General features: G+C 35.7%; 13 protein-coding genes. 11 read left to right on the top strand and 2 right to left on the bottom strand.

Annotated features, from left to right (window positions below; translation table 11 throughout):
- Positions 1–153: 153 nt before the first annotated feature.
- The 3 genes from BLT48_RS05250 to manA all read left to right on the top strand — a co-directional run bounded on the left by BLT48_RS05250 (position 154) and on the right by manA (position 3,419).
- Positions 154–1,008: a VOC family protein gene (locus BLT48_RS05250; protein WP_089975904.1), complete on the top strand. Its 855-nt coding sequence runs from the start codon at positions 154–156 to the stop codon at positions 1,006–1,008.
- A gap of 420 nt (positions 1,009–1,428) precedes the next feature.
- The gene (locus BLT48_RS05245; RefSeq protein WP_089975901.1) at positions 1,429–2,451 is read left to right on the top strand and encodes a serine hydrolase domain-containing protein; all 1,023 of its coding nucleotides are present in this window, start codon (positions 1,429–1,431) and stop codon (positions 2,449–2,451) included.
- A gap of 23 nt (positions 2,452–2,474) precedes the next feature.
- The gene (manA, locus tag BLT48_RS05240) at positions 2,475–3,419 is read left to right on the top strand and encodes a mannose-6-phosphate isomerase, class I (RefSeq protein WP_089978667.1); all 945 of its coding nucleotides are present in this window, start codon (positions 2,475–2,477) and stop codon (positions 3,417–3,419) included.
- A 105-nt stretch (positions 3,420–3,524) separates the two neighbouring features.
- Here the strand turns inward: manA and BLT48_RS05235 are convergent, their stop codons facing one another.
- Positions 3,525–4,202 carry a type 1 glutamine amidotransferase gene (locus BLT48_RS05235; RefSeq protein WP_035023805.1) on the bottom strand — a complete coding sequence of 226 codons (678 nt, stop codon included), beginning with the start codon at positions 4,200–4,202 and terminating at the stop codon, positions 3,525–3,527.
- A gap of 1 nt (position 4,203) precedes the next feature.
- The gene (locus BLT48_RS05230; protein WP_035023803.1) at positions 4,204–5,553 is read right to left on the bottom strand and encodes a Mur ligase family protein; all 1,350 of its coding nucleotides are present in this window, start codon (positions 5,551–5,553) and stop codon (positions 4,204–4,206) included.
- A gap of 239 nt (positions 5,554–5,792) precedes the next feature.
- On the opposite strand from BLT48_RS05230, the gene BLT48_RS05225 reads away from it, so the two are divergent.
- From BLT48_RS05225 to atpE, 8 genes are all read left to right on the top strand, one after another.
- A complete protein-coding gene (locus tag BLT48_RS05225; RefSeq protein ID WP_035023800.1) occupies positions 5,793–6,374 on the top strand; it encodes a thymidine kinase in 582 nt (193 codons plus the stop codon).
- 72 nt (positions 6,375–6,446) lie between these two features.
- Positions 6,447–7,523, top strand: coding sequence for a peptide chain release factor 1 (gene prfA, locus BLT48_RS05220; RefSeq protein ID WP_035023797.1), 1,077 nt, complete (start codon positions 6,447–6,449; stop codon positions 7,521–7,523).
- Complete coding sequence (prmC, locus tag BLT48_RS05215; RefSeq protein ID WP_035023795.1) at positions 7,513–8,361, top strand: peptide chain release factor N(5)-glutamine methyltransferase; 849 nt, start codon at positions 7,513–7,515, stop codon at positions 8,359–8,361. Before prfA ends, prmC begins: the two co-directional genes overlap by 11 nt.
- A 60-nt stretch (positions 8,362–8,421) precedes the next feature.
- Complete coding sequence (locus BLT48_RS05210) at positions 8,422–9,441, top strand: L-threonylcarbamoyladenylate synthase (RefSeq protein ID WP_244885803.1); 1,020 nt, start codon at positions 8,422–8,424, stop codon at positions 9,439–9,441.
- A 65-nt stretch (positions 9,442–9,506) separates the two neighbouring features.
- Positions 9,507–10,748, top strand: a complete 1,242-nt coding sequence (gene glyA, locus BLT48_RS05205; protein ID WP_089975898.1) for a serine hydroxymethyltransferase — start codon at positions 9,507–9,509, stop codon at positions 10,746–10,748.
- A gap of 131 nt (positions 10,749–10,879) precedes the next feature.
- The gene (gene upp / locus BLT48_RS05200) at positions 10,880–11,509 is read left to right on the top strand and encodes a uracil phosphoribosyltransferase (RefSeq protein WP_035023788.1); all 630 of its coding nucleotides are present in this window, start codon (positions 10,880–10,882) and stop codon (positions 11,507–11,509) included.
- A 745-nt stretch (positions 11,510–12,254) separates the two neighbouring features.
- Positions 12,255–12,998 (top strand): F0F1 ATP synthase subunit A, encoded by a 744-nt coding sequence (atpB, locus tag BLT48_RS05195; RefSeq protein ID WP_089975895.1) that lies wholly within the window; start codon positions 12,255–12,257, stop codon positions 12,996–12,998.
- 88 nt (positions 12,999–13,086) lie between these two features.
- Complete coding sequence (atpE, locus tag BLT48_RS05190) at positions 13,087–13,299, top strand: F0F1 ATP synthase subunit C (RefSeq protein ID WP_013711301.1); 213 nt, start codon at positions 13,087–13,089, stop codon at positions 13,297–13,299.
- Positions 13,300–13,335 lie beyond the last annotated feature (36 nt).

The following is a 13,335-nucleotide window of genomic DNA, read 5'->3' as shown; positions in this document are numbered from 1 at the left end:
ATTTCCAAACTAAAAAGTCATATAGTCTATTTTACTAAAAGAAGTTTATGTAAAAGCCTTGCAAATAAAAGATATTGTTAGTAAACTTATTAAAAGTAAGTGTTCGACGAGTCATTAGTGGATCAATAAAAAAAAGAAAAGAGGAAGAAACAAATGATGCTATCTGAGAAAACGATTATTGGAAAAGTGGTATTAAATGTTGAAAATATGGAGAATATGAAAAATTTCTATACATCTGTAATTGGTTTAGAAATAAAAAATGAAACAGAACAAAGTCTTGAACTAGGTGCTTTTGGTGAAGAACAAGTCCTGTTGGAATTACAACCAGTTGTACCGGCTGGTGAAAAACCAACTACAACTGGATTGTACCATTTTGCATTTTTGCTGCCAACTCGTAAAGACTTAGGAGAAATCTTGTATCACCTTTTAGTATCTAAATATCCGTTAACCGGAGCAAGCGATCATGGTTACAGTGAAGCTCTTTATTTAGATGATCCAGAAGGCAATGGTATTGAAATTTATACTGATAAGCCAAAATCAATGTGGGATATCAGATCAGATGGCCAAATAGCTGGAGTAACAAAACCGATGGATGCAGAAGGTGTAATAGGAGAAGCAAAAGAAGAATTTCAAGGAATGCCTAAAGGAACGTATATGGGACATGTTCATTTATTTGTAGCTGAATTGGAAGAAACGGAAATGTTTTATCAAGATGTTTTGGGGTTTGATTTGAAATTTAAATTTGGACCTCAAGCAAAATTCTTCGCAGCCGGTGAGTATCATCACCAGATTGGAGCCAATGTATGGGCTGGTAAAAATATTCCAGCCGCTCAAAAAGGTCTAAGAGGATTAGATTACTTTACTATTATTGTTACTGATGACGAATTTTCGCAAGTAAAAAACAACCTTGACGAAAAAGAATATCCTTATCAAGTAGATGAAACAACACAAACACTTTCGTTAGAAGATACTAATGGGATAACAATGAAACTAACCACTAACGAATAAAGACTTTTCGTCAAATGGTGTTGAATAGAAGAAAATAAAATTTCTTCTGGAATAGACGGTTTTGCTTGTGGAGAGCCATGGGAATGTCTGAAGCCTAAAGTTCATAGTCTTCAGAGCTTTCAAGCCTAAAATAAAGTGTAATCGCTGAAGCGCCAACGCTTTGTAATTCGAATTGAATCCTTTTCATGGCTACAAGCAAACCCTATTCCTCCAGAATTTACGTGCCATTAATTTAACTAAGCTATCAACACTAAAAAGTATAGAGCCTGAGTAAAACATCAAACCGGCAAAGTTCTTGCTGGTTTTTTTGTTGTCATAAAACTAACGATTAGAAGTCAGTATAGAAGAAAGCAGCAACTTCCATTATAATGATGAAATAGTAAGTAGAAGTATAGAAAATGACCCAGAAAGGAGAATAAAATGTACCCAAAAACAAATGCTTTTATTCAACAATTAATTGAAGATAACTTACTTCCGGGAGCAAGTTTTGGCTTTATTAAAGATGGTAAACAACGGGAATATTATGAAGGTTTATCTGCCACAGTTCCAGAAAAAGAACCTCTCAGAGAAAATTCTATTTATGATATTGCTTCATTAACAAAAGTAGTGTTAACGACAACAATGATTTTGCAACTGTGGCAAGAAGGTAAATTAGCGATTGATGATAAAGTCAGACAATATTTACCAACTTTTTCAGCCCAAGCGGTAACAATCAGACATTTGTTAACTCATACATCTGGACTAGAAGGTTACATCCCAAATCGTAATTCTTTATCTGCAAAAGAATTAAAGCAAGCTATTCTTCATTTGCCAGTAGGAAAAGGTTTTGGAGAAGAAGTGCGCTATACAGATACAGGGTTTATCTTATTAGGGTTTATTATTGAAGAGATTGAGCAAGACACTTTGGCTAATCTGTTTGCTGCTCGTGTTAGCAGGCCGTTGGATTTAAAGGACACGTCTTATCATCCTATTGATCTACAAAAATGTGTTCCTACTGAAGTAGATCAAAAGAGAGGGCTGATAAGAGGAGCGGTCCACGATCCTAAAGCGTATATATTAGGGGATCACTGTGGAAGTGCTGGATTATTTTCGACGCTGACAGATTGTTTAACCTTTAGTCAAATGATGTTGAATAAAGGGAAATTTAATGGAAAACGTATTCTTAATGAAACAACTGTGCTATCATTGTTAACAGATTGGACACCAACTGGTAAGTTAAACCGGTCTCTGGGGTGGGATAGTAAGAAAAACGGCATTAAGAATTATTTGTTTCATACTGGGTTTACAGGAACCTTTATTTTATTGGATGTCAAAGAAAAAGAAGCGTTTGTTTTTCTGTCCAATCGTGTTCATCCAACTAATGATAACAAGTCAGAATATCTTAGCCAACGAGACCTTCTGATAAACTGTTACTTAGCAGAAAGGGAAGCCATGAATAAGTAATGTATTTTAGGGGGAGCAAAATGATGAATGAACCATTGATATTAGCGCCTGTGTTGCAAGAAAAAATTTGGGGTGGAAAAAAATTGCATGATGTATTCGGCTATGATCTGCCAAGTGATAAAACTGGAGAAGCATGGGCCATCAGCGCTCATCCAAATGGGCCAAGTACAGTAAAAAATGGACCTTACCAAGGCATGACTCTAGCTGAAGTATGGGATCAACACCGTGACGTATTCGGCAACGAAAAAGGAGAAGTTTTCCCTTTGCTGACGAAAATATTAGATGCAGCAGATGATTTATCGGTTCAAGTTCATCCCGATGATCAATACGGCATGGAACACGAAGGTGAATTGGGCAAGACAGAATGTTGGTATGTTATTGATGCGGATGAAGGTTCAGAAATCATCTATGGACACCATGCTCAGACAAAAGAAGAATTAGAACAAATGATTCTTGATGGGAAATGGGATGCGTTATTGCGTCGCATTAAAGTTAAAGAAGGAGATTTTTTCTTTGTACCAAGTGGAACGATCCATGCGATTGGTGGAGGTATTACTATTCTGGAAACACAGCAATCCAGTGATACAACTTATCGAGTATATGATTATGACCGTAAAGATGAGCAAGGAAATACAAGAGAATTGCATGTCAAACAATCCGTTGATGTGACAACTGTTCCTCATATTGACCCAGCTCCTGAAATGAACAGTGTGAAACAGGGAGACGCAACAATCACAACCTTTGTAAAGACTTCATTTTTTGATGTCTATAAATGGGAAGTAAATGGCAAAGCCAACTTTGTTGCAACGGCTCCTTACACCCTTGTTAGCGTGTTACATGGAAACGGCAAATTGATTGTCGAAGCTGGAGAATATGAACTAACAAAAGGAACTCACCTAATCTTGCCAAACGATATTAAAGAATGGACCATCGAAGGCAACTTAGAAATTATTGCCTCAAACGCCTAGGATGCTAAACTTCCTGGTTAGATACACTAGTCCCATAACAAAATAAAAAGCTCTATATTGTTTGGGGAGTAGTTCACTCATACCAAACAATATAGAGCTTTTTTACTAAGCAAATAATTCTTCTGCTTCTTTAGGGAATCGTTTTTTTACAGCTTCTTTCAAAATGCGATCGGTTAATGTTGTATTTCTAACTAATAAGGGTCCATGGAAATAGGAACAGTACGTTTGCTTGTAATGCGCACCTTCTGTTTTATCTTCGCCATTATTGCCATAACCCATTTCCACAACGCCCAGTGGTTTGACGCCTTCACCAAGAAAAGTACGACCGTTATGGTTTTCAAAACCTTTATAGGTTTCACCAAATTCATCATTTTTAATGACAATATCACCAATAAAACGATTGTCGTCTTGATTCAAGGTGTAGTGGTTCAAAGCACCGATACCGTTGATTCTATTTCCTGCAGCGTCTACATAATAGTGGCCCAATAATTGGAACCCGCCACAAATACCGACTGTAACGCCATCGTTTTCGATGTATTCCGTAATAGCTTCTTTTTTAGCTTGAATATCTTTTGAAACGATTCTTTGCTCAAAATCTTGCCCGCCGCCGAAGAACACTAAATCGTATTTAGTTGCATCAAATGGGTCATTCAAACTAACGATTTCAATATTAAATTGAACGCCTCTTTTTTTAGCGCGATGTTTTAACATCAATAAATTTCCGTTGTCTCCATAAGTATTTAATAAATCACCATAAAGATGACAGACATTTAATTCAATCATCTTACATACCTCCCTTAATATAGCCCTGGTTTGCTAGTTCCTTACGCAATTGTAAGACAGCAGTATAAGTAGCGAGGACGTAGATTTTTTTCGTTGGTGCGTTTTTAAAGCTCTTAATTATTTCAGGAATAGTTGGTATAACTTGAAGTTCTTCTTCAGGAATTCCCGCAACCTCCAAGCGAGCAGTGATATCTTCTACTCGTTCACCACCAACAGTGACTTGTTGGATATTCATATTAGGAACAATTTCGTAATTTGCATCCCAGATCCAGCTGACGTCTGTTCCATCCGCATAGTTTGCATTTAAAATTGAAACGAGAGAGAACGGCTCTGGTGTTAAGTTGATCATATCCAAGACCTGGTTCAAACCAACAGGATTCTTAACTAAGTTGATTGTAATTTCTTTGTCATCGATTTGGATGACTTCTTGACGTCCAAAAACACGTTTTGATGCGGAAAATCCAGCACGAATTTGATCAGTAGAAACATCTAATATCCGACCAACGCTATAAGCAGCTAAGGCATTATAAATATTGTATTGTCCACCGATCTTAATTTCAAAGTCTTCTCCATCGATTTCAAATTTAGACGATTCATGATCCATATGAGTCAAATCCGTTAAACGATACGTCAATTCTGGACGTTTGAAATCACAATTAGGACAATAATATTTCCCGAGATTGCTATAGGTTAAAAATTTGTAATGTAAAATATTGTTGCAGTGTGGACATAATACACCATCGGTATTGTAGTGAGCTTTTAATTCACCATCTGGAAGGTGGTCAAAACCAAAGTACACACGTTTATTAATGGTTTCTTTTGAATTGAAAATGGGAGCGTCCCCATTGCTAACAATCAAAGCCTCAGGAGCTAACGCTGCGCCATTCAACATCATTTGATAAGTCGTATAAATTTCACCATAGCGATCCATTTGATCACGAAAAACATTTGTAAAGACAATCGCTTTTGGCTTGATGTATTTGGTTACATGAATCAAACTAGCTTCATCTACTTCAAGAACAGCAGCTTTTTTCTCACTATTTTTGGTGTAAGAATGATGTTCAAGAAAAGTCGAAATGATTCCTTGCAACATATTTGCACCAGTAGGATTTGTAATAATTTCAGGATATTTTTGTTTTAAGACTTGGTAAGTCAATGCAGTCGTTAATGTTTTACCGTTTGTTCCGGTAACGATAACTACATCGTAATTTCTTGATAAAGTACCTAATACGGTAGGATCTAACTTCTGTGTTAGTTGACCAGGATAACTACTCCCGCCTTTTAAGAACGTATGAAGTCCCCATTTAGTTGTTCTTCCTACTGCAATGGCAAATGCACTACGTATACTCAATTGAGTTTCCTCCAATTACTAAAAATACTTTTTTTTGCTACTTTGATATTCTAGCACATAATTCTTGTGAAATTGTTAAAAATTGCCTAACTTGTCCATTTTAAAGACAAATTTAATCTCTTTTCTCACAATTGATGTAAGATTCATCCATTAAAAATCAGGAGTGAGGCTTCACTTTTACATATTTTTAACGTATAATTCATAATGGATTCCTACGAGAGAAATGAGGAAAAAACAAGATGGCCCAACTTTTTTTTAAATATGGAGCAATGAATAGTGGAAAGACGATTGAAATTTTAAAAGTAGCATATAATTATGAAGAACAAAACAAACCTGTCGCCATTATGACAAGCGGTTTGGATGATCGTGATGAAATTGGTGTAGTATCTAGTCGAATTGGTTTAAGACGTGAAGGCATCGCAATATTTGAAGAAACAAATGTCTTTAAAACGATAAAAGCATTGGATTATGTACCGGCATGTGTACTAATTGATGAATCGCAATTTTTGAAAAAAGAGCATGTCCTTCAATTGGCTCATATTGTGGATGAATTAAATATTCCAGTTATGGCATTTGGATTAAAAAATGACTTTAAAAATGAACTGTTTGAAGGTTCAGAGTACTTATTGCTATACGCGGATAAAATTGAAGAAATGAAAACCATTTGTTGGTACTGCCATAAAAAAGCCACGATGAACATGCGTATGATTAATGGAAAACCTGTTTATGCAGGAGCTCAAATCCAAATAGGGGGCAATGAAAGTTATTTCCCGGTTTGTCGCAAACATTACTTCAACCCGCTATTGAAGGACGACTTGTAGCGTTCATAGTGTTGTGAAGGGCAGCTAAAGACACAACGATGCAATAGGCTTAGAAGAAAAGGAGAATAACTTATGTTTGATAGATTAGAAAGCGTTGAAGGACGCTATGAAGAACTAAATGAATTGCTCAGTGACCCAGAGGTGGTCAGTGATACAAAGCGACTAATGAAACTGACTAAAGAAGAAGCTGCTATTCGTGAAACAGTTGCAACTTATCGTCGTTACAAAGAAGTCAGTCAAGACATTTCGGATACTGAAGAAATGCTTGGTGAAAAATTAGATGCTGAGATGGCTGAAATGGCAAAAGAAGAATTAAACGATTTAAAGAAAGAAAAAACAGAAATTGAAGAAAAAATGAAAGTATTAATGTTGCCAAAAGATGAAAATGATGACCGTAATATCATTATGGAAATTCGTGGAGCAGCTGGTGGAGACGAAGCGCAATTATTTGCTGGAACATTGTTTAATATGTATCAAAAATACGCTGACGCACAAGGTTGGAGAACTGAAGTGTTAGATGCCAACATTACGGGTATTGGTGGGTACAAAGAAATTACCTTAATGATTACTGGCGATAATGTGTATTCTAAATTGAAATATGAAAATGGCGCTCATCGTGTTCAACGTGTTCCGTCAACTGAATCACAAGGGCGTATCCATACTTCTACTGCAACAGTAGTGGTTATGCCGGAAGCTGAAGAAGTGGAATTGGATTTGCCGGATAAAGATATCCGTACAGATATTTACCATGCAAGTGGAGCCGGTGGACAGCACGTTAACAAAACAGCATCTGCTGTTCGGTTGACTCATTTACCTACAGGAATTGCTGTAGCGATGCAAGATGAACGTTCACAAATCAAAAACCGTGAGAAAGCGATGAAAGTTTTGCGTGCTAGAGTATATGACCATATCCAACAAGCAGCTCAAAGTGAGTATGATGCTGAACGGAAATCCGCTGTTGGAACTGGAGATCGTTCAGAACGTATCCGTACGTATAACTATCCACAAAGCCGTGTTACCGATCATCGTATTGGATTGACCATTCAAAAGTTAGATCAAATTTTATCTGGTAAATTAGATGAAATTATTGATGCTTTGATTTTAAATGATCAAACAGCTAAAATGGAGCAATTGCAACATGAAGAGTAAAACAACTTATAGAGAAGTCCTGAAATGGGCTTCTTCTTTTTTAGAAACCTGTAAAAGAGAACCCATTGCTGCTGAAATCTTGCTAAGAGAACGCCTGAATTGGTCGAAAACGGATATTATGTTGCATTTAAATGAAGAAATGCCATCAGATGTGAAACACCAACTCTTACAGGATGTATCCAATCATGGCTCTGGTATCCCTATTCAACAATTATTAGGTTACTGTTGGTTCTACGACCGAAAGTTTAAAGTAACAAAAGATACATTGATTCCACGACCAGAAACAGAAGAAATTGTAGATATTTTTTTGAAAAGCACATCTACAGAACAAGAGAAAACCGTTTTGGATATTGGAACTGGAACAGGAATCATTGCGATCACACTAAAAAAAGAACGACCGCTTTACGAAGTGACCGCCACGGATATCTCTTCTAAAGCTCTAGAAGTAGCTCAAGAAAATGCGACGACTTTAGAGGCAGATGTTCGCTTTCTGGAAGGCGATTTAACGAATCCAGTAAAGACTGAAACATTTGATGTCATTCTTTCGAATCCTCCATATATATCTAACGATGAAATCAGTTATATGGATGAGAGTGTCTTACACTATGAACCACATTTAGCATTATTTGCTGAAAACAATGGTTTAGCTATGTATCAAAGACTAGCAAAAGAACTTCCGGCTATTTTAAATCCAGGTGGTGAAATAGTTTTAGAAATTGGATTTAAGCAAGGTGAAAAAGTTCAAAAGCTTTTTCAAGAGGCTTTTCCATTGGCTGAAGTAACCATTAAAAAAGATATGAGTGGAAATGAACGCTTGATCCAAGTTAAAGCAAAATAAGGATTCAACACTAGTTAAATAAATGCAATACGTTTTCTTGCAATGAACGGAGGAAAAACTGTGGAGACTGTTATATATCGACCATCTGAGGTGCATAAAGCAGCTCAAAAAATTCAACAAGGTGAACTGATTTCTTTTCCCACAGAAACTGTTTATGGATTAGGAGGTGATGCAACAAACGAAGTAGCTGTCAAAAAAGTTTATTTAGTAAAAGGGAGACCAAGCGACAACCCGTTAATCGTGCATGTCTCTGCGATAGAAGAAGTTGGTCAGTATGTACAAGAAGTGCCTGAAGTAGCTAGTAAGCTGATGCAAACCTTTTGGCCAGGTCCATTGACCCTGATCTTTAAAGTAAAGGATCATGTTTTTGCACCAACCGTTACAGCTGGTCTAGCGAGTGTGGCTATACGGATGCCTGATAATGAATTAACGCTTCAATTGATTCGTGAATCAGGTAAGCCACTTGTTGGACCAAGTGCCAATACATCTGGCAAGCCAAGTCCAACAAACGCAGATCATGTTTACCACGATATGAAAGGTAAAATAGCAGGAGTATTGGATGATGGAGACACCGGGGTAGGATTGGAATCAACTGTTCTAGATATTACTGATCCAATGCTACCCATCATATTGAGACCAGGAGCAACGACTAAAGAAGAGTTGGAAAAAGTCATAGGAACTGTTTTTGTTGATCGTCATTTGGTTTCAAATGAAGAGGCTCCTAAAGCTCCAGGTATGAAATACAAGCACTATAGTCCTGATGAGCCTGTGATTATTGTTGTTGGAGAAAGTGAAATCTGGCAAAAAGCAATCAAAATGTATCAAAAACAAGGTGAAAAGATCGGTCTTTTAGCTAATCAAAATATCCTAAATCAATTCCAAGACAGCGTTACAGCTGTTTATTCATTAGGAGAAAATAAAAATATCTATGATGCTTCCAAACGATTGTATTCAGGATTAAGATACTTTGAAACAACAGATGCTACACTTATTTTAGCCGAAGCTCATGATCAAGAGGGCTTAGGCGAAGCTTATATGAACCGGCTTCAAAAAGCAGCAGGGAACCATTTTTTTGACTAACCATAAATTCGTAGAGTTAACTAATCAAAAAGCGTTTATCATAACTATTGAAGGGTGTGGCCTATATGACTAACAAAAAAATTGATAAAGAGATCTTTGACGCCATTGAAAAAGAGAGCAAAAGACAAGAACAAAATATTGAATTAATCGCTTCAGAAAATTTTGTGTCTGAAGATGTGCTTGCTGCACAAGGAAGTATTTTAACGAATAAATACGCAGAAGGCTATCCGGGTAAAAGATATTACGGCGGATGTGAGTTTATTGATGTTGTTGAAAATTTAGCTATTGAACGTGCAAAAAAACTTTTTGGAGCAGAATATGTAAATGTTCAGCCACATTCAGGTTCTAGTGCTAATATGGCTGCTTTTAATGCTTTAATAAACCCAGGAGATACTGTATTAGGCATGGATTTAACCCATGGCGGTCATTTAACACATGGATCTCCCGTAAACTTTAGTGGCAAGACGTACAATTTTATCTCTTATGGTGTAGATAAAGAAACAGAAGAAATCGATTATAAAGTAGTTGAAGAATTGGCTAAACAACATAAACCTAAATTGATTGTTGCAGGAGCCAGTGCGTACTCTAGAAAAATAGATTTTGCGCGGTTTAGAACAATTGCGGATGAAATCGGAGCTTATTTACTGGTTGATATGGCTCATATAGCAGGCTTAATTGCTGGAGGTTTACATCAAAATCCTGTTCCTTATGCAGATGTTGTCACTACAACTACCCATAAAACATTAAGAGGACCACGTGGTGGAATGATCTTAGCTAAAGAAAAATATAGCAAAGCAATCAATAGTGCCATTTTCCCAGGTATTCAAGGTGGTCCTTTAGAACATGTTATAGCTGCTAAAGCAGTAGCTTTAAAAGAAGCATCTACTCCAGAATTTAAAGAGTATGCTGCTCAAATCATTAAAAATGCTAAAGCCATGGAAAGTGTTCTTAACGCATCCATTGGTCATTTGATTAGTGGCGGAACAGATAATCATCTTTTATTGTTTGATGTAACAAACTTCGGATTAAATGGAAAAGAAGCAGAGGTTCTTTTAGATCAAGTTGGCATAACTGTCAACAAAAATACGATTCCTTTTGAAACATTGAGTCCCTTCAAAACAAGTGGTATTCGCATTGGAACGCCAGCTATTACAACAAGAGGATTTAATGAAGCCGATTCTAAAAAGGTAGCTGAATTCATAATTGAAACATTGACAAGTAATGGAGATGCTGAAAAAATGGAAGCTATTCAAGCACAAGTTCGTCAATTGACTGCCAAACATCCCTTGTATGCATCTAAAGTGTAATCCAATATATCATTTTAAAATAGACGAAAAGCCAGAATAAAAAAGAAAAACATTAAAAAGGTAGCACTAGAGGTTAATATCCTTTACAATAGAAATGTTTAAAAAATAATAAAAAATGAGGGCTGAATACAATGTCGAAAGTTCAAGTTATGGATCATCCATTAATCCAACACAAATTAACTATTCTTCGCGATAAAAATACAGGAACGAAAGATTTTAGAGAAGCAGTTAATGAAATTGCACGCTTAATGGCATTTGAAGTTTCTAGAGATATGCCTTTACAAGATGTGGAAATCGAAACACCTTTAGTTAAATCTATTCAAAAAGAGTTAGCAGGAAAAAAGGTTGCGATCATTCCTATTTTAAGAGCTGGATTAGGTATGGTAGATGGGATGCTAGATTTAATCCCAGCAGCAAAAGTTGGACACGTAGGAATGTATCGTGATCATGAAACATTAGAACCAGTAGAATATTTTGTAAAATTACCATCAGATATCAATGAACGTCAATTGCTTGTTGTAGATCCAATGCTTGCTACAGGCGGATCAGCTATTGCGGCTATTGATTCATTGAAAAAACGGGGTGCGACAACAATTAAATTTGTCTGTCTTGTTGCAGCTCCTGAAGGCGTAAAAGCTTTAGAAGAAGCTCATCCTGATGTTGACATCTATACTGCAGCATTAGATGAACGTTTAGACGAAAATGGTTACATATTACCAGGCTTAGGCGATGCTGGTGATAGATTATTTGGTACAATGTAATTAATAAGATTGATTAAATGAAAAGCCGTAAACCAAGAATGAAATTCTTGGTTTACGGCTCTTTTTGTATGAAAGATCATTTTATTTTTTCGGTTCACTAAGAATTAGATAATAAAAATAAGATAAATCTTATTTTCTAAATGAGAAATGTAACGAATAAATTCTATCTAATTTCAAAATGACAAAAATGAGTAGGCTGTATTTTGTGTTCCTTTTGGAAATAAATAAAAATGACGTAGTTAAAATAGAAAAACAGGGTAAAATAGAGAATTTAACGAAAAAGTTAAAGTTATATAAAATCAATAAAAAAATCGGGGCACTATAAAAGTCGGGAAAATTGTCATTAAAAGAAAAGGTGAAAAATAAAAAAACAAGACGATAGCATTGGAAATTTAAAGCTGTCAGTAGAGGTGTGCTATCTTTTTTATCCAAAAAGAAGTTGGGAATCCCATTTTAATAATGATTTTATGAAAAATAGTATTGTTTTTCATTTTCTTTTGTATTTTAAATCGAATGGTGGTATGATAACGAATGCCAGTGAAAAAAAGAAAATATGTTTTAGAACTTAGTCAGTATTTTTTACATTGCTAAATGAATAAAAGCAAAATTGTGCCAAATCCATTTAGATAGGAAAGAAAGCAGAACTATGCTAAAATGGGTTTGAAATTACTATACATGATAGTTTCAAATATATATTTTTTCCTGTTTGCAATTATAGATTTAATTATGGAAAGAGGTGAACGTTGTGGATCACGAAAATCCGATTGTTACTTTTTTTGGTTTAGATTTCAATATCACCAATAATTTTGTAACAGTGTCAGCGTGCGTGATTGTATTCTTGATTGCGTTTATTTGTACGAGGAATCTACAAATTAAGCCAACAGGTAAACAAAATTTTATAGAATGGATCGTTGATTTTGTAGGGAACATCACTACAAGTGCAATGTCTAAGCAACAAGGAGATAAGTTTAAATTATTTGGTTTTACTATTTTAACCTTTGTGTTTGTTTCAAATATTATGGGATTGCCATTGATTTTAATTGTTGAACCTTATCAAGTATGGAAAAGTCCAACTGCTGATCCGGTGGTTACCTTAACATTAGCAGCTATGGTAATTGTTATGACACATTATTTTGGTGTACAAGAACAAGGAATCAAGAACTACTTTATGAATAGTTTTGTTAGACCAGTTCCATTCCTATTTCCAATCAAAATTTTTGAAGAGTTTACGAATACTTTGACTTTAGCTCTTCGTCTTTATGGAAATATCTATGCAGGAGAAATCTTGCTTGGATTGATAGCTTCGTTAGCTCAAAGCGGAGGAGTCTTCACTTGGATCATTGGTATTCCTTTAGAAATGGCTTGGCAGGCCTTCTCATTATTTATCGGAAGTATACAGGCTTTTGTTTTTACAACACTGACAATGGTTTATCTTTCTCATAAAATTGAGCACGAAGAAAGTACAGATCACATCAAAGAAGCAACGTAAGAAAATTAAGTTATCAGCTAGTAAGAGATACATGAATCATTAGAATTAAGAAAAATAAAAGATGACTATATTAGGAGGAAAATGAATTATGGGTTTAATAGGAGCAGCAATCGCAGTAGCAGGAGCAGCAATCGGAGCAGCACTTGGTTCAAGTAGAGTAGTATCAAAAACAATTGAATCAATTGCTCGTCAACCAGAAATGAAAGGTCAATTACAAACCTTGATGTATATTGGGATTGGTTTAGTAGAAGCCATTCCTATCATGGCAGTTGTTATTGCCTTTATCTTAGTTTTCCAATAAAAGCTAGCAAAAAAACGACGTACTAGAAATTGACAG

This window comes from Carnobacterium viridans (assembly GCF_900102725.1).
Classification (GTDB): Bacteria; Bacillota; Bacilli; order Lactobacillales; family Carnobacteriaceae; genus Carnobacterium_B; species Carnobacterium_B viridans.
This window is presented reverse-complemented; position numbering and strand designations above follow the sequence as displayed.